The organism is Lentimicrobium sp. L6 (genome assembly GCF_013166655.1).
GTDB lineage: Bacteria > Bacteroidota > Bacteroidia > Bacteroidales > UBA12170 > UBA12170.
In genome coordinates, this window is sequence record NZ_JABKCA010000048.1 from 1 (window position 1) to 17,754 (window position 17,754).

At 36.2% G+C, this 17,754-nt stretch carries 12 protein-coding genes; 10 read left to right on the forward strand and 2 right to left on the reverse strand.

Annotated elements, in window-relative coordinates; translation table 11 throughout:
- The first annotated feature begins 369 nt into the window (after window positions 1-369).
- The 5 genes from HNS38_RS12685 to HNS38_RS12705 all read left to right on the forward strand — a co-directional run bounded on the left by HNS38_RS12685 (window position 370) and on the right by HNS38_RS12705 (window position 9,510).
- Entirely contained in the window at window positions 370-1,335 is a 966-nt protein-coding gene (locus HNS38_RS12685; protein WP_172277555.1) for an SIS domain-containing protein, read from the forward strand.
- Window positions 1,336-1,367: 32 nt separating this feature from the next.
- Window positions 1,368-3,809: a DUF5686 and carboxypeptidase-like regulatory domain-containing protein gene (locus tag HNS38_RS12690; RefSeq protein WP_172346566.1), complete on the forward strand. Its 2,442-nt coding sequence runs from the start codon at window positions 1,368-1,370 to the stop codon at window positions 3,807-3,809.
- A 624-nt stretch (window positions 3,810-4,433) separates the two neighbouring features.
- Window positions 4,434-5,159, forward strand: coding sequence for an LPS export ABC transporter ATP-binding protein (gene lptB, locus HNS38_RS12695; protein WP_172277548.1), 726 nt, complete (start codon window positions 4,434-4,436; stop codon window positions 5,157-5,159).
- 731 nt (window positions 5,160-5,890) lie between these two features.
- A complete protein-coding gene (locus tag HNS38_RS12700; protein ID WP_172277544.1) occupies window positions 5,891-9,214 on the forward strand; it encodes a DUF6359 domain-containing protein in 3,324 nt (1,107 codons plus the stop codon).
- A gap of 68 nt (window positions 9,215-9,282) precedes the next feature.
- A complete protein-coding gene (locus tag HNS38_RS12705; RefSeq protein ID WP_172346567.1) occupies window positions 9,283-9,510 on the forward strand; it encodes a hypothetical protein in 228 nt (75 codons plus the stop codon).
- A 235-nt stretch (window positions 9,511-9,745) separates the two neighbouring features.
- Here the strand turns inward: HNS38_RS12705 and HNS38_RS12710 are convergent, their stop codons facing one another.
- Together HNS38_RS12710 and purB are read right to left on the reverse strand one after the other, a co-directional pair.
- Window positions 9,746-10,612: a glycosyltransferase family 2 protein gene (locus HNS38_RS12710; protein WP_172346568.1), complete on the reverse strand. Its 867-nt coding sequence runs from the start codon at window positions 10,610-10,612 to the stop codon at window positions 9,746-9,748.
- Between the two features lie 140 nt (window positions 10,613-10,752).
- On the reverse strand, window positions 10,753-12,105 hold the full coding sequence (purB, locus tag HNS38_RS12715; RefSeq protein WP_172277535.1) for an adenylosuccinate lyase: 1,353 nt from the start codon (window positions 12,103-12,105) through the stop codon (window positions 10,753-10,755).
- A 361-nt stretch (window positions 12,106-12,466) separates the two neighbouring features.
- Between purB and HNS38_RS12720 the strand changes: the two genes are divergently transcribed.
- Genes HNS38_RS12720 through HNS38_RS12740 form a run of 5 tightly spaced genes read left to right on the forward strand, consistent with a single transcriptional unit; the run spans window position 12,467 to window position 17,729 of the window.
- Window positions 12,467-13,198: a type III pantothenate kinase gene (locus tag HNS38_RS12720; RefSeq protein WP_172277532.1), complete on the forward strand. Its 732-nt coding sequence runs from the start codon at window positions 12,467-12,469 to the stop codon at window positions 13,196-13,198.
- A complete protein-coding gene (locus tag HNS38_RS12725) occupies window positions 13,188-14,468 on the forward strand; it encodes a hypothetical protein (RefSeq protein ID WP_216663714.1) in 1,281 nt (426 codons plus the stop codon). The genes HNS38_RS12720 and HNS38_RS12725 overlap by 11 nt, the downstream gene beginning before the upstream one ends.
- A gap of 13 nt (window positions 14,469-14,481) precedes the next feature.
- A complete protein-coding gene (locus tag HNS38_RS12730; RefSeq protein WP_172277526.1) occupies window positions 14,482-15,888 on the forward strand; it encodes a M48 family metallopeptidase in 1,407 nt (468 codons plus the stop codon).
- Between the two features lie 6 nt (window positions 15,889-15,894).
- Window positions 15,895-16,473: an LPS export ABC transporter periplasmic protein LptC gene (lptC, locus tag HNS38_RS12735; RefSeq protein WP_172277523.1), complete on the forward strand. Its 579-nt coding sequence runs from the start codon at window positions 15,895-15,897 to the stop codon at window positions 16,471-16,473.
- Window positions 16,470-17,729, forward strand: coding sequence for a hemolysin family protein (locus tag HNS38_RS12740; RefSeq protein ID WP_216663715.1), 1,260 nt, complete (start codon window positions 16,470-16,472; stop codon window positions 17,727-17,729). Before lptC ends, HNS38_RS12740 begins: the two co-directional genes overlap by 4 nt.
- The last annotated feature ends 25 nt before the right edge of the window (window positions 17,730-17,754 follow it).

Here is a 17,754-nt window from a genome sequence, read left to right on the forward strand (position 1 = left end):
GCTAAAGCCCTTTGCTGAAAAATCTAATATTCTATAATTCACCGATTACACTTCGTCGTGTTTGGGAGAGACCACCCCGCCTAATTCCAAAGTTATTATTGCTTAATAGCAATTTAACTATGAAAAGGCTAAAAAAAACATTGCTCCCCATAATTTTTAATGTGACCCGAAATAACCAGCGGAAAACATTTCCGCTTGAGCAATGTCTATTTGTCCAGAGTCCTAAGCTTCGAACTTCCGTATTCCTGCTTCTCTATTCAAACTTCCAGCTTCCCACAATTTAGCATTTCTTAAACATTCTTATAACAAGTCCTCAGTTTGTTTTCGAAAAATAGCACGTATCTTTGCATATTCAAATCATGCATAATTATGAAAGCAAATCAGGATATCAAAAAAATTGCTCAGAAAGTATTTGAGCAAGAAGCACAAGGTATACAAAACTTGTCGAATCAACTTACCGAAGATTTTGCGAAAGCTGTAGAAGCCGTATTTCTTTCAAAGGGAAGAGTGATAGTGACTGGAATTGGTAAGAGTGCCAATATTGCGCAGAAGATTGTTTCTACCTTGAATTCTACAGGAACACCTGCCATTTTTATGCATGCAGCGGACGCTATTCACGGCGATTTGGGGATTATCTTAAAAGATGATGTGGTATTGGCCATCAGTAAAAGTGGAGATACTCCAGAGATTAAAGTCTTATTACCGCTGATTAAATTCCGTGGAAATACCATCATTGCCATCACTGGAAATACAGATTCTTATTTGGCTCAAAAAGCTAATTTCGTTTTAGACGTTACTGTAGAAAAAGAGGCTTGTCCTAATAATTTGGCACCCACTACTTCTACTACTGCACAACTCGTTATGGGAGATGCCCTAGCTGTGGCCTTACTCGAAATGAGAGGGTTTTCCACCGAAGACTTTGCAAAAGTACATCCCGGAGGAGCGCTTGGAAAGAAATTATACCTTAAAGCTGAGGATATCTTTAATAATAATGAGAAACCTATGGTGAATTCTGGTACTTCTATTTCGGACGTGATAGTAGAAATGACCACAAAGAGGCTTGGAGCTACTGCTGTAATTGATGATGGGGAAATCAAAGGAATGATTACCGATGGTGATTTACGTAGAATGTTGCAGGTTCAGGTGGATTATTCAAAGTTAATTGCGGCAGAAATTATGAATGTCGCTCCTAAGACCATTGCTCATGATACTTTATTGGTAGATGCCTTAAATATGATGCGTATGAATAATATCACTCAGGTTTTGGTGACCAAAAATGGCGAATATGTAGGTGTTATCCATCTTCATGATATTTTAAAAGAAGGGATTCTTTAACATCCATGTCATTTAAAAAACCATATCTTTTATTGCTACTTCTATTGTTATTGATTCCTCTGTTTTCTTTGGCTCAATTAACAAAAATAATGGGAGTGGTTAAGGATGCTCACAGTAAAGAGCCCATCCCTTTTGCCAATGTGTATTTTAAAAATACCACTATTGGTGTGTCTGCTGGTTTTGATGGAGAGTTCTCCCTAGAAGTAGATATTCCTTCCGATACTTTGGTGGCTTCTTCTTTGGGATTTCATAATGATTATAAAAGAATAAAAAAAGGCTCTTTTCAGAAGCTTGAATACTTCTTAGAACCCTCAGAGTTTAGTCTTAATGAAGTGGAGATATTTGCGGAATCTGACCCCATGGTTATCCTTTTTAATAAAATCATTAATCATAAAGAAGAGAATAATCCTAAAGAGTATGAGTTTCTCGAATACAGACTTTATAATAAAGTTCAAGTGGATGCCAATAATGTGAACGACAGGTTTCAAAAAAACAGACTCCTCAAAAAATTTCAAGTGGTCTTTAATTATATAGATACTTCTACTGTAAATGGAAAAGCTTACTTGCCTTTGTTTTTAACGGAAACAGTAAGCCGAGTTTATCGTCGTGCCAGTCCTAGTTCTACTCGTGAAGTGATTTTGGGTTCTCAGATGTCTGGTTTCGAAAATGAAAGTCTCAGTCAGTTTATGGGAGGCTTATACCAAGAAGTAAATGTCTACGATAATTATATCTCCATTTTCGATAAAAACTTTATCAGCCCCATTTCAAATAATGGAAGGTCTACCTATGATTATATCATATTAGATACCACCATGATGGGCTCGAAATCTTGTTTCCATTTAATGTTTAAACCCAAGCGAAAACAGGAGTTGACTTTTGTTGGAGAACTTTGGATTCATGATACTACTTTTGCTGTTGCACGAGTAGACATGAAAGCTGCTGTAGATGCCAATATCAATTATATTAATGATATTGCCATGAGTTTGGAATATGATTTGGTAGAAGATAAATGGGTGCTTTCCAAAGATAAGATTGTATTGGATTTAAACATCATTGAGAATACCATGAAGGTGCCTGGTTTCTATACCAGCCGAACCAGTTATTATTCCGATTTTAAATTCAACCAACAGCCAGCAGATAGTATTTTCTCTAGTCCTGTTCATGTGTTGTTGACAGATCGGGTGGATCAAAAAGATGAAAGCTATTGGAGTCAGAATCGTGATGTTCCGCTCACTAGAAATCAGCAAGGGATTTATGAGATGGTAGATTCTGTAAAGAGTATCCCACTTTTTCGCACCTATGTGGATGTGATGTATATGCTCACCAGTGGCTATCTGAAATGGGAAAAATTTGAGTTTGGGCCCACCTATAAAACCATTAGCTATAATACCATAGAAGGATTTCGCATGAGGTTGGGAGGAAGAACGAGTAACGATTTCTCAACGCGCTTAATGCTCCATGGTTATGCCGCTTATGGATTTAGAGATGAACAAATAAAAGGTGGAGGAGGCTTTTTGTATATGATCAAGAAGAATCCTTATCGTAAAGTTGGTGCTGATTTTAAATACGATTTAGAGCAATTGGGTCAACGGAGTACTTCTTTTTCAGAAGATAATTTCCTGACTTCCATTTTCCGAAGAAGCCCCAATGATAAGCAATCTTTAGTGGAGGGTTATAAATTATTTTATGACCATGAGTGGTTTAATGGTTTCAATACTAAATTGACTTTTAATCAGCGAAAAATGTATCCGGTAGGCGGGGCTACTTTTGAGATTAAAGATGGTGATGGGTATGCTGAGGTGGCTGCTATTAAAACCTCGGAGATTAGTGTTAAAGTGAGGTTTGCCTATCAAGAACGTTTTTTGATGGGGGAGTTTGAACGGGTTAGCTTAGGAACTAAGTATCCTATTTTTGAGCTCAATGCCACTTATGGAATCCCCGGTCTTTTTGCTTCCAATCAAGAATATTTTAGAATGATATTCCAAACCAAACAATGGTTTAATGTGGGGAGTATTGGCTGGAGTAAATATGTGATAGAGGGAGGTAAGTTATGGGGAACCGTTCCTTATCCGCTTTTAGAAGTAGCCCCAGGTAACCAAACTCTAATCAGCGACCAATATGCCTATAACCTGATGAACTATTATGAGTTTATCAATGATGAATATGTAAGCATTTTCTATACCCATCACTTCGATGGTTTGTTCTTTAACCATATTCCCTTACTCCGTAAGCTAAAATGGCGCGAGGTAATCCATGCCAAAGGAATCATAGGAAATATTAGTGAGGCTAATGCGGAATTCTCAGTCTTCCCATCCTATTCTTATTCACTAACCAGACCATATTACGAAATGGGTGTTGGTATTGAAAACATCTTCAAAATAGCCCGTGTGGATTTTATCTGGAGAATGAATCATTTCGATCATCCTAATGCACAGAAATTTGGTATTTTCTTTGCCCTTGAGTTTAGTTTTTAGTTAACAACTAACGACTAAAAACTAACAGTTAACAGTGAACACTAATAGTTAAAAGTTAGTGGTTTAAATTAAATAATAGGGCTCCAAAACCTAAGAGGGTTGAGCCTGTCTATTATTCTGTCGTAGATTGAGTAAATGAAAACTAAACTTGGTCTAATGTAAGGGATGATAGCCATTAATGGGATAGCGTCACTGGAGAGCTGGAGAGTTAGAGAGCTGGAGAAAGTTCAAGCTTTAAAGCTAGTCCATACCGCAGCGTCAAGTATTCAAGGTAAATCAATCCGTGCAAATCCATTAAATCCGTTTTATCTGCGTTCCATTTTCTTTGCGATCTTCGCGATTTTCCTTTGCATTTTCTTTGCGTGAAAATACAATATATAGGAGCTAGATAGTTGGAGTGTGAATGAATGAATGAATGAATGAATGAATTGGAGAGCTGGAGAGATAGTGAACTGGCGAGCTAGAGAAATAAATCAGTGAAAATCCGTGGACTTCTAAGAATAGATCAGTGTAAATCAGTCAAATCAGTTGTCCGCATTCTGTGTTAGTATAAAAAATCATAAATCCACCCATCGAAATTATTATTCCCCTAACAGGCTATCATTTAATTTATAAATTTGTACCATGATATTAAGAACTGATAACATCATCAAGAAATATGGCAAGCGCACCGTGGTAAAAGGGGTGACAGTGAATGTGCAACAAGGTGAGATAGTTGGGCTTTTGGGTCCAAATGGAGCAGGGAAAACCACTAGCTTTTATATGATGGTAGGATTGATTAAACCCAATGATGGAGCTGTTTATTTAGATGATCAAGAGATTACCAAGGAGCCTATGTATAAACGGGCACAGCTGGGAATAGGATATTTAGCCCAAGAAGCCAGCGTATTCCGTACCATGAGTGTAGAGGATAATATCAGTGCAGTATTGGAGTTTACCAAGCTCAATGCTAATGAAAGAGAAGAAAAACTCAATTCTCTACTCGATGAATTCGGATTACAGCATATCAGAAAAAGCCATGGTATTCAATTGTCGGGAGGAGAGAGAAGAAGAACAGAAATAGCCAGATGTTTAGCCGCAGATCCTAAATTTATTCTTTTAGATGAGCCATTCGCAGGAGTAGATCCTATTGCTGTAGAAGATATCCAAGCCATCGTTAGTAAGTTGAAAGAAAAGAATATTGGCATACTGATTACTGATCATAATGTACATGAGACCTTGAAGATTACCGATAGGGCCTATTTACTATTTGAGGGTTCTGTTTTAAAAAGTGGAACAGCCGAGGAATTGGCTTCAGATGAGCATGTGAGACGGGTTTATCTAGGTAAGAACTTTGAGTTGCGTAAGTAGGGGTGTGGTCACAAAGACACTAAGGCACAAAGGATTGTAATGATAGAATGGTAAAATACAGGAATGATAGAATAAATGCTTTTTCTAAGTTTTGGTAATTTTTCTTACTGTTCTTTACTTTCTCAAAAAACATCACGCTAAGCCACAAGTTCATAAAGGAACTTCCTATTTTCTTTATTCACTCATTCCCCCGCCTCTCCAGCTCTCCCCATCGATTTAAAACCAAATTCCTATACTTATACTCAACCTTAAACTTTAAACTTGGAACATGGAATATATTCTACCGAAACCCCTCCTCCCCAATCCACCCAGTCTCCCAGTCTCCTCCTCACCCCTTCGATTTGAGACCTAATTTCTATACATATACTCATCATTGAACTTTAAACATTGAACTTTAAACTTTAAACATATTCTACAGAAACCCTAATCTCCAAACATACCAGTTTGCTTATCGCCAGCTCGTCACTACTTTGCTACCCTCCTCAAAAGATTTCAACACATTCTTGATAAATTGATTTTGAAATTTTCATAATATCTTCTATATTCGCACATTAGCTAATCAAGCTCGATTCTTAACATAAACATTACATTGGAATACCTATCCAAAAAACCTATTTGTTTATGTTTGCTCTATATTAATTAGAGAGAAATTTCTGGAAGAACTCACCAAAATTAACCGCTGTTTACGCAGCCGGATTTTCAATTAACGTATATACTTAAAATACTTATTTATGAAAAAGATTTATTTTTTATTGTTGTTTGTTGGGTTTGCTTTTGCTGGTTTTGGGCAGGATGTGTTATACTCTCAAGATTTTGAGACGGATTTAACTGGTTATTCTCATACTCCTTCGCAAACACCAAGTAGTGATCCTGGAGATCAATATTTTCATAGGGCAGAACCATCGAATGGTGATATTTATGAGGGATCAGTGGGGCCTTATACAAATGTTACAAATAGCTGGTTGTTTGTTGGTTCAAACCCTAATACTATTAACAGTGGAAGCCCTGGGGAATTATTATTTTCATCTATCAGTATCTCTGGGTATGATAATTTTGAGCTTTATGCAGACTTTGGTGCAGTACCTAGTGATTGGGATGAGGCAGATGATTTGTTTGTAGAATATCAAATTGATGGAGGAACATGGAATACATTGTTTAGCTTTGCTGCTGGAGGAGATGGTACTAATGAACCTATTTCGCTGACTGGAAATGCATCTAGTGGAATTAATACAGTAAATGGGACAACCCTTACATATGCCCTGACAACAATTGCGACGAATAATTTCTCTGGTACAGGGACTTCGATGAATATAAAAATTGTTTGTGACGCCAATGCGAATTATGAAGCTTTTGGGGTGGATAATATTATTTTAAAAGGAACGGCTTTTGGTGGAGGAAATGATACCGACGCAGAAGCATATACCACAGGATCTCAACCTGGGGCTAATAGTATTAGTTCATTAGATGATACGTATGCTGAAAGAGTAAGTGTCTTCAATATGTATATTGGTGATGGTGGAGATACCGACGGATTACCAACCCATATATCAAAAGTAAGAATTAAACCACATACTACTAACACAGCAGATTGGACTGATCATATTCAGGGAGCTGTATTAAATGATGGTAGCTCTGATGTTACTGCAACAGTAGATATAACAGATACATATATAGATTTTACAATTTCTTCAGGTAATCTTGATATTGCAGATGGAGATTTTGAAGAGTTAACCCTTTCTATTTATTTGAATGCATCTGGATTATCCGATGGCGAAATTCTCTCATTTATGGTGGATGCAGATAATCATGGGTTTACTTCTGATGCTAGTGGAACCGGTTTTATGGCTACTTTTAGCGGTGGTGATTTTAACTCTAACGATTTTACTATCGACGTTGACGCTACTCAGTTTACTTATAACCAACAGCCAAGCGATGTAAGTATTGATGTTGCTATGAACCCAGCTGTTGAGGTTGCTTTTACAGATGAAAATGGAAATGTGGATGCAGATGAAAATGGAGGAGGCTCCACTGTAACTATGACCACTACTGGAACATTTTCTGGTTCAGCAATAACAAGTTTAGATGCAAGTAACGGGGTAGCAACTTTTAGTAATCTTAAATTTTCTACTGAAGCTATAGGAAGAACTATTACTGCTGCTGATACTGATGGAGGTGAAATTTCATCTTTAGAAAGTAGTACTTTTGATATCACAAATTCTGGTGATGGAAGTATGAGTAATCCTTACTCTTGTGCCGAGGCAATTGCTTTAAGTAATTCTGGAACTAGTGATAAATGGGTAAAAGGCTATATTGTAGGAAATATTGTTTCAGAAACAAATGTGAATATCGAGGCTCCTTTTTCCAGTAGCACAAATATTGCTATTGCGGATGATGTGGATGAGACAAATCATTTGAACATGGTATACGTCCAACTTCCAGACAACGGTCTTCGAGAAATCTTAGGTTTATCCAATGTTCTTCTTAATGAAGGAGTACTGATAATACTTAAAGGTGATCTTCAGGCTTACTTTGGAACTCATATCGGCTTAAAAAACACAGACGATTATAAATGGGTTGCAGATTGCATTGTCTCTGGAAGTGGCAACTGGAGTAGTAGCTCTACATGGGGCCATGGAGTGCCAGGGCAGCATGATGATGTTATTGTTCAAACAACTGGAGCTTTAACTGTAGATGTCAATGGTGAATGTAATACAATAACTCTTAAATCTGACGCATCAGGTGATGCATCATTAACTGGGCAAGAGAAATTATCTTTCACTAGTACTACAGTTGAAAGATATATAACTCCCTATACTGGTAACAGTGATGGTTGGCATTTTCTATCATCTCCAGTTCATAATATGACCATTTCGGGGTCTGATTTTGTAAGTGGAACGTTTGATTTGTACAGATGGGGAGAAACTACTGTAGCAGATGAGAAATGGCTTAATTATGAGGGTGGAACATTTGGTCAAACTGAATTTCAAAATGGTTTAGGCTATTTATTTGCTGATAATACAGGTGGTGTTTTTGAGTTTATAGGTAGTTTAAATTCTAGCTCATATATTGTAGGTGTTAATGGAATACCATTAACCTATACTGCTGGAGAAGGAGATGGTTGGAACTTAATAGGAAATCCATATTGTTCAGGACTAGATTGGACAGCTTTGGATAATTCTGCAGGAAATATTGGAGGTGCATTTTATATTGTAAATCCTGCCGATGGTACTTATAAGTCATCAAATGGAGCAGCTGTTAGTGATTTTCCTAATGGTCATATTCCTCCACATCAAGGATTCTTTGTACAAGTAAGTGCAGCTTCCTCGATAGGTATTGCGACAGATGATCAGGTACATACCACAAATCAGTACGAGAAGTCATCAAATGCTTTTGAAGAGGTTTTAGTTGTAGATTTAGTTGGTGATAACTCATCTAATAAAACATACTTCCAGTTTAGAGATGATGCCACTGAGGAATTTGATTTCCATGCTGATGCATACAAACTCTTCGGTTGGGCAACCATCCCACAAATCTATTCTGAAATAGACGGTATACAGTATTCAATAAATTGTTTAAACCATTCCGAAGAAACGATTACAGTTCCTCTTGGTTTATATCTTCAAGAAAACGAAGAACTAACATTAGATTTCTCAGGAATGGATTCTTTCTTTAATACGGTAAGAATTAATTTAGAAGATTTGGAGACAGGAATCATGACTAATGTTCGTGAGAATCCTTCATATACCTTCCAAGCCACCACAGAAGACAATGCCAATCGTTTCCTATTACATTTTAATGGCGTAACCGCTGTTGAGGAATTAAGTGAAGAAAATGCACCTCAGGTTTATGCTGTGGAGGATGTAGTTTATATCAATCATGCTCAAGATTTAGATGCGGACATCTTTATCTATAATACTAATGGACAGTTGGTGGGGCAAGCTCAAATGAGTAAGGAGAGTATGAAACGCATATCTGTAAACGGAAGTACAGGTATTTACTTGGTGACTATCCAGAGTGAAGATGTCGTATATACTAACAAGGTTTATAAGAAATAATAAGACCACTTAGTAGCGCAAATAGAAATATGCTTTTAAAGTGGATGAAAACGAATAAAATTTGAAAAATGAAAAATATATTTAAAACATTAGCCATTGGTCTTATTATGGTTGCCGCATTTTTAATCACGAGTCCTGTTCAAGCCGATCCTCCAGGAATGCCTGGTGGTCATGGAACCAATGGTGATGCTCCTCCCGGCGGTGGCGCTCCTATTGCTTCTGGTCTAACTATTTTGGTGGCTTTAAGCGGGGCCTATGCAGGTAAGAAGGTTTTTACTTCCCAAGAAGAAAAATAAAAATAGAGGCGAAGAAAGAATAACCTAAGCCTCTAAATTATTAATGAATAAAGGAATACCAGCTGGTATGGATCTTATGATCTGTACTGGCTGTATTATTTTGAAGAATTGTAAGGAAAAGTAAAGGGTTGTAAGGAAGGGTATGGAATTGTAAAGAGTAGTAAGGAATTGTAAAGTGTAGGAAAAAGCACTTATTCTATCATTTTTTCATTAACTTATTCAAGCATTCAACTTTCTAAACCTTCCGATAATTCTTATACTCCCCAATACGAATCCCAGTTAAGTTCTCCAGGTGATAAAGAAACCAGTTTTTTAATCCGAAATTCTTTTTCGTAGGATCGAAATCAAAGCTCCAGTTTAATTTCTCTATTCTATTCTTCATCACCTCAGGCTGCGTTCCATCGAAGAGTTTTAAGCTATCTATTTGGCTATAATCAAATTGTCCTTGAGGTTGGTTTTTGGCCACATAATCATCCGAATGCCAAAGACTGAGGAAGTTCTTTATTTTGGCAGATTGCATCTCGGGAGGCTTCACCCAGCCATAATGATATATATAGGCATCTATTTCTTTTACCTGGAGCTTTTGTCCATTATTTCTGAAGCCTTGTGCATCTTTATAAGACTGGAAATTGGGATTATTTTTAATCACTCGTATTTCTCGTCTATACCATTTTCGGCTGTCTCCAACAAAATCATAGGAACCATAAAAGTGTAGGTACTTGAAGAGCAATCCTTCAACTTCACCATCCTCTTTATATTTATTCATAGCAGATTTTATGGTCTTATGATATTTCTCATGAACCACTTCATCGCCTTGAATATAGAAACCCCAATCGCTGTCTTTGCTCACATGGGCTAATGCCTTATTGGTTTCCTCTGCCAGAACTCTACCACCTTCTCGTAAACTCAAATCCCACTCGGTTTCAATAATTCTGATCTTACCCGATGGAATATCCTGAATAAGTTTTAAAGTGGCATCCTCCGATTTTCCAACGGCAACCACTACTTCATCGCAAAGTGGTAAAATACTTTGGATGCTTTCTACAATAGGATAATCGTAGAGTACTGCATTTCTGATGAAGGTAAAACCGCTGACTTTCACTTTTGTTTGAGGTGTATGATATTATGATGGCTGTCTGAACATCGTAGGTAATATCGTTTTTTTTTGATTCCTTTAGAGTAGGGGCAAACAAAAAAAACTGAGTCTACGCTATCTAGAAATTCAGACAGTTATATTTTTTATTAGAAATTGATGATTCCGGTATAATTAGAAGGTGTAATTCTTTTCAATTCCTCCTTTACAGCATCCGAAACTTCAAGATTCTCAACAAAAACAGCTATGCTTTCTGCGTTTATCTTTTCGTTGGTACGGGTTAGATCTTTTAACGCCTCATAAGGATTTGGATAGTTTTCTCTACGCAGAATAGTCTGGATAGCCTCAGCAACTACAGGCCAGTTGTTTTCTAAATCAGCAGCTAATTTGGCTTCATTAAGAATCAATTTACCTAATCCTTTTTGTAAAGATAGAATGGCAATAATCATATGTCCTAGAGGTACTCCAAGATTACGGGTTACTGTAGAATCTGTTAAGTCTCTTTGTAAACGAGAAACGGGCAGTTTTGCTGCCAAGTGCTCCATAATGGCATTAGCTAGTCCTATATTTCCTTCAGAGTTTTCGAAGTCAATAGGATTTACTTTATGCGGCATAGCTGAAGAACCAACTTCTCCTTTTTTAATCTTTTGCTTAAAATAATCCATGCTGACATAAGTCCAGATATCACGGTCCAAATCCATCATGATATTATTGATTCTTTTCAAATTATCGAAAAAGGCAGCCATATAGTCGTAATGCTCAATTTGAGTGGTATTTTGTAGACGAGAAAGCCCTAGCTTTTCAGCAACAAATTTATTTCCAAATTCTACCCAATTAATCTGAGGATAAGCCACATGATGTGCATTGAAATTACCTGTAGCACCACCAAACTTGGCAGCATAAGGGATTTGTTCAAGCATTTTAAATTGATTATCTAAACGCTCCACAAAAACATAAATCTCTTTTCCTAAGCTAGTTGGAGAAGCTGCTTGTCCATGAGTACGAGCCAACATGGGAATGTTTTTCCAATCATTTGCTCTACTCATTAATAGTTCTCTAAGTTCATTTAAAGCAGGCATAATCACGGCTTCAAATCCAAGTTTTAAGCTTAAAGGAGTAGCGGTATTATTAATATCTTGACTGGTGAGTCCAAAATGGATAAACTCTTTATATTGGCTCAGGTTTAAGGCATCGAATTTTTCTTTTAAGAAATACTCCACAGCTTTTACATCGTGATTCGTTATGGATTCAATATCCTTAATTCTTAAGGCATCACTACTTTTAAATGCTTCATAAATAAGGCGTAAATCCTTAAAAAGATTAGAATTAAAATCTTTCAATTGAGGAAGAGGGATTTCGCATAGGCTAATGAAGTATTCCACCTCTACTTGAACGCGATATTTAATCAAACCTTCCTCAGAGAAATACTCCCCTAATTTTTCTGTTTTACTTCTATATCTTCCATCAATAGGAGATATGGCATTAAGAGCTGTAAGTTCCATTTTTTCAAAATTTTTGCAAAGATAAAGAAATGGTCAGATTTTTTTAATTAAAGTTTGAAGTTTCGTTTTTGAATCGTGTAAACATATGAGATTGTTATTTTAATGAGCAGGAGAGTTGGAGAAAGGGAGAAAGGCGAACTGGTGATTGGGAGAAATGGAATTGGTGTTAATTGGCTTCATCTGTGAGAATTCATGAATATCTAAGAAATAATCAGTGTTCATCCGCAAAATCAGTGTTCTATCTTCTTTGGATGAATCTTATGATGAGACGACTAGTTCGGGGTTAATAATTGTTAAGAATAGCAGTCATTATCTTTAGGTTGACATAAAATCAAGTAGTTTTGGCCTTTAATTAACATTCATGGATTATAAACTGGTATTAGACTTCGGCAATACATTAAGGAAAGCAGCTGTTTTTCATGGCGATAGCTTGGTGGAATTACAATCTACCAGCTCAGATATTGTCACAATTATAGAGCTATTTAGACAGAAGTATCCGCAAATGAATAGCGCTATTTTGAGCACGGTAGTTCATATCGATTTGCATCTTCTACATTATTTAAAGCAAAATTTCCAATTTCTGTTATTCGATCATGAAACTAAGATACCCATTAATAATGCATATAAAACTCCTGTAACTCTTGGTAAAGATAGGATTGCTGCGGCTATTGGCGCTTTTAAATGTTTTCCCAATCGGAATGTGTTAATTATTGACGCAGGAAGTAGCATAACATATGAAATCCTTACAAAAGATGCTAATTATCTTGGAGGAGCTATTTCATTGGGAATTCATCTTAGAGCTAAGGCATTAAATCATTTTACGGATCAATTGCCATTAGTTGAACCTAGATTACAAGTAAAATTAGTTGGAGATGATACAGAATCTTGTCTTCAAAGTGGAATTGTGAATGGTGCCATAGCTGAGCTAAGTACCATGATACAAGCATATGAGAATCAATTCTCAGATTTAAAAATTATTTTAACAGGTGGAGATGCTATTTATTTTGAAAAAAGCCTAAAATATGACATCTTTGCAAGCGAAAATTTAGTGCTCGAAGGCTTAAATTATATACTGGACTATAATGATCTATAGAAAAAAACTACTATTTGTGTTGACCATCTTGCTAGGAATGGCTTCATTTGGCTATTCTCAAGGGACTGTAACTTCTCCTTATTCTTTTATTGGATTAGGTGATAGCTATGCTAAGGGAAACATTAGAGCGCTTAGCATGGGAGGTGTGGATATTGCACTGAGAAGCCCCATGTATATCAATATGATGAATCCAGCTGGATTGTCAGGTATTGATAGTCTTTCATTTGTTGGAAGTGTGGGCGTGTCCATGAATAATTCTACCTATCGTACCAACGATTTGGAAAGTTCATTCTCCTCTGCAAACATCAATCATCTGGCATTTGCATTTCCTGTAACACGATGGTGGAAAACTGGAGTTCTTCTGCTTCCATATTCTAGTGTGGGATATGAGGTAAACGACTTTGATGATATTGATAATGTGGGGCGTGCAGAGTATTTGTATGATGGCGATGGCGGAATGGACGCTATTTCTTGGTCTAATGCTTTTTCCGTTAACAAGAGATTGGCATTTGGTATCAACTCTTCTTATTATTTTGGTAAATTAGAGCATTCAAGAACAGTGAATTTCCCTGATTCGGCTTATATCTTTAATTCATTAGTAAAAGAATCTGTTCATTTAAATGGATTATTCTTTGAATTGGGTATGCAATATCATTTGCCTTTGAATGCCAATAATACTTTAGGATTTGGATTGACTTACGGAAACGAATCTAAATTAAATGCAGAAACAGATTATGCAGCAGTTACCTATTTGGGTGATGACACTTATAACAATAATACAGTAGATACAATTCGCGTTTGGGAAAAAGAGAAAAACAGCGTTAGGCTTCCTTATTCCTTAGGTTTTGGAGTCAGTTGGGTAAAGAAGGATAAATTGACAGTAGCTGCTGATTTTCGTTTTGAGAATTGGAAAGATTTCAAATATTTGGATAGTCAACTTGATTTAAGTAATAAATTAAGAGCAAATATTGGAGCGGAATTTATCCCTGAAAGCAACAACCTATCTGCTTATTGGAAGATGGTTCATTATCGTATGGGATTTAGATATGAGCATCTCGGCATGAAGTTTGCTGATAGTGAAATGAAAGAGTATGCTTTATCTGTCGGATTTGGCTTACCTTTGCGAAAGAGTCAAACCTTTGTTAACTTAGGTTTCGAATTGGGACAAAATGGGACGGTAGAAAAAGGACTCATCCAAGAAAGATTCTTTAGAGTAATGTTAGGAGTTTCGATAAAAGAAACCTGGTTTAGAAAAAGTAAATATTTATAAAAAATAGAGTATCATGAATGCAAAGATCCTATACACGGCAATAGCAGTTTTAATTGGCCTTTCAAGTTTTGCCAGTTCTAACAGCTATAATTTTGAGGAAAACCTGAATACCAATAATAGTGAATTATTTGGGGATGGTAAATACGGTGAAGATAGTGCAACCTGTATTGTTAATCTTTCTTTATACAGAGAATATTTTAAGCAATGGAAGTCTACTGGTTATAAAAGTGAAGCTATTAATGATGCCATCAAACCTTGGAGAAAAGTATATAATGGCTGTCCTATGGCTTCTCAGAATATGTATTTGGATGGTGTTAAAATGATGGAATTTAGGTTCAATAAAGCACCGGAAGAGCAAAAGCAAGCCTATGTGGATTCTATTGAGATGATATATTTACAACGCTTAGAAAACTTCCCAACAAGAAAAGGACAAAGCCAAAAAGGTGACCTTTATGGAAGATTAGGTGTTGAGTTGATGCAGAAATCTCCTGAAAATGCGGAGAAAGCATATAATTATTTAAAAGAATCTGTTGCTTTGGAGCAAGGGAATTCTTCTGTATCAAATTTGGTTTATTATTTCCGTGCTACCATCAAGATGGTTAAAATGGGAAAAGCTGAAGAGACACTTGTTGTAGATACTTACGATGAATTAAGTACTTTGATTGATGAAAATATTGATGCCAGTGCAGATGACCCTAAATTATTAGCACGATGGGAAAATGCAAGAGGTAATGTAGAAAAGACTTTTGAGCCTTATGCTACTTGTGATGCCTTAGTTGGAATTTATGCAAAGAAAATGGAAGAAACACCAGAAGATATTGACCTTTTGAAAAAAGTAACTAAAATCTTGAAAAAGAAAAAGTGTACTGATTCTCCATTGTTTTTTACAGCTACTGAAAAACTATACACTCTAGAGCCAACACCAAATGCAGCTATGCTCATGGGTAAAATGCTAATTGCTAAAGAGAACTATACTGATGCTGCTGTATTGATGGAAGAAGCTGTTGGAATGATTGAAGACCCAAGAGAACAAGCGGACATCTTAAGTGATTTAGGGAAAATCTATTATAAGTTAAATCAATACCCTAAAGCTAGAACTTATGCCCTTAAAGCTTTAAAATTAAACCCTAAAGACGGTATGTCTTATGTTTTAATTGGTGATATGTATGCTGCTTCAGCTGACCAATGTGGAGATAATGATTTAACTAAGAAAACAGCTTATTGGGCTGCTGTAGATAAGTATTATCAAGCTAAAAAAGCGGATCCAGAATTAGCAGAGCTTGCTAACAAAAGAATAGCTACTTGGTCAAAATACTTCCCTCAGGTGGATAAAATCTTCTTCCACGACTTGGTAGAAGGTGCTCCTTATAAAGTTGAATGCTGGATTAACGAAAATACAACTGTGAGAGCAGCTAAATAAATGTAATTGAATATACTAAAAACATATCGTTTTATCGCGAAAAGCATGGCCAGTATTTTTATACTGGCTATGCTTTTTTCTTGTGAGAATGAGATGGCTACCATCCAAAATCTTACCAGTCAGGATACTTTGCCAGCTGAATCGGCCAAAAATATAGTGGTGCATTTTTCTGATTCAGGCCATTTAAAGGTAGTTCTGAAAAGCCCACAATTATTAAAATATTATGGGGATGATCCCTATATGTTATTCCCCGATGGAATACATGTGTTTTTCTACGATTCCATTGATGCTCTGACCTCGGAAATAGAATCGGACTATGCCATTAGTTATGAAAAGAAAAAGATGATGGAAGTTCGTAAGAATGTCATTATCTACGATCATAAAAAAGGTAAAGAACTTCTCACAGAAGTGCTTTATTGGGACCAAGCTAAGCAGAAGGTGTGGAACGATGCTTTTGTTACCATTAAAGAAAATGGAAGGATCATGCACGGTGATAGTATGAGAGCCAGTGAGAATTTAGACCATTTTGAATTGTTTCAGGTTCGCGCTACTATTGATATTGTTGAAGAAGATACCATAAAATGATGAATGACTATTATATCATACTGTGGAGTTTGCTTTTTTCTGCTTTGTTTAGTGGATTAGAAATAGCTTTTGTAAGTTCTTCTCGCTTAAGAATGGAGATTGAGAAGAAAGGAAGTTCCAAGCCTTGGTTATATGCCATATATAAGCATCCAAACAAACTCATTGCCACTTTGCTTTTGGGTAATAATGTATCCTTGGTTTTTTATGGATTTGCTGCAGCAAAGATTTTACAGCAACCATTGGTTGAAATGCTTGGGCCACTTGGGAGTAATGATTTTATGATTCTTTTGGCTCAAACTATTATTTCTACGATAGTTATTTTAATTATGGCTGAGTTTATTCCTAAAGTTTTATTCAGTGTTAATCCTAATAGGATTTTGAGATTCTTCACTATCCCTATTTTTGTTCTGTATTATCTATTAACGCCTATTGTGGTGTTTGTGTATTGGATGGCCTCTGCAATTCTACGATTTGGATTTGGTTTAAAGTTAAGAGAAGAAGAAGAGCAATTTTCGTCTATCGAGCTCAATGAGTTGGTGCAGGATATAAATGAGGCTGAAGAAAGTTTGAGTATTGGAGAGCAAGAGAAAGAGATTTTTAAAAATGCTATTGATTTCCGTACCGTAAAAATTAGAGAATGCATGATCCCCCGAACAGAGGTTCAAGCGGTGGAAGTGACTGAGGATTTACTGATAGTAAAAAATCTTTTTGTGGCTAGCGGTCACTCTAAAATAATGGTTTATCGTGATAATATTGATAATATTATAGGGTACATACATAGCTTCGATTTGTTTAGAAAGCCTGAGGATCTTGGGAAGATTCTGAGGCCAATTGATTTTATACCTGAGACTATGATGGCACATTTGGCTCTTTCTTTATTCATTAAAAAGAATAAATCGATAGCTGTAGTTGTTGATGAGTTTGGAGGAACCAGTGGTATCGTTTCCATGGAAGATATTATGGAGGAGATTTTTGGCGAAATTCAAGATGAACATGATAAAGAAATGCAAATAGAGCGTAAAATCAGTGAGAAAGAATACCTGTTTTCTGCACGAATTGAAATAGATCATATCAATGAAAAATATCACTTGAGAATTCCAGAAGGCGAAGACTATGAAACTCTAGCTGGCTATATTATCATCAATAGTGGAAGTATCCCCCATCCAGGCGAAGAAATAACTATTAAGGACTACTGTTTTAAAATAGTGAAAGCGACTGAAAACAGAATTGAAGTGATTAAAATGACCTTAAAGTAGTTGATTTAACCGATGTTTTGTTTTT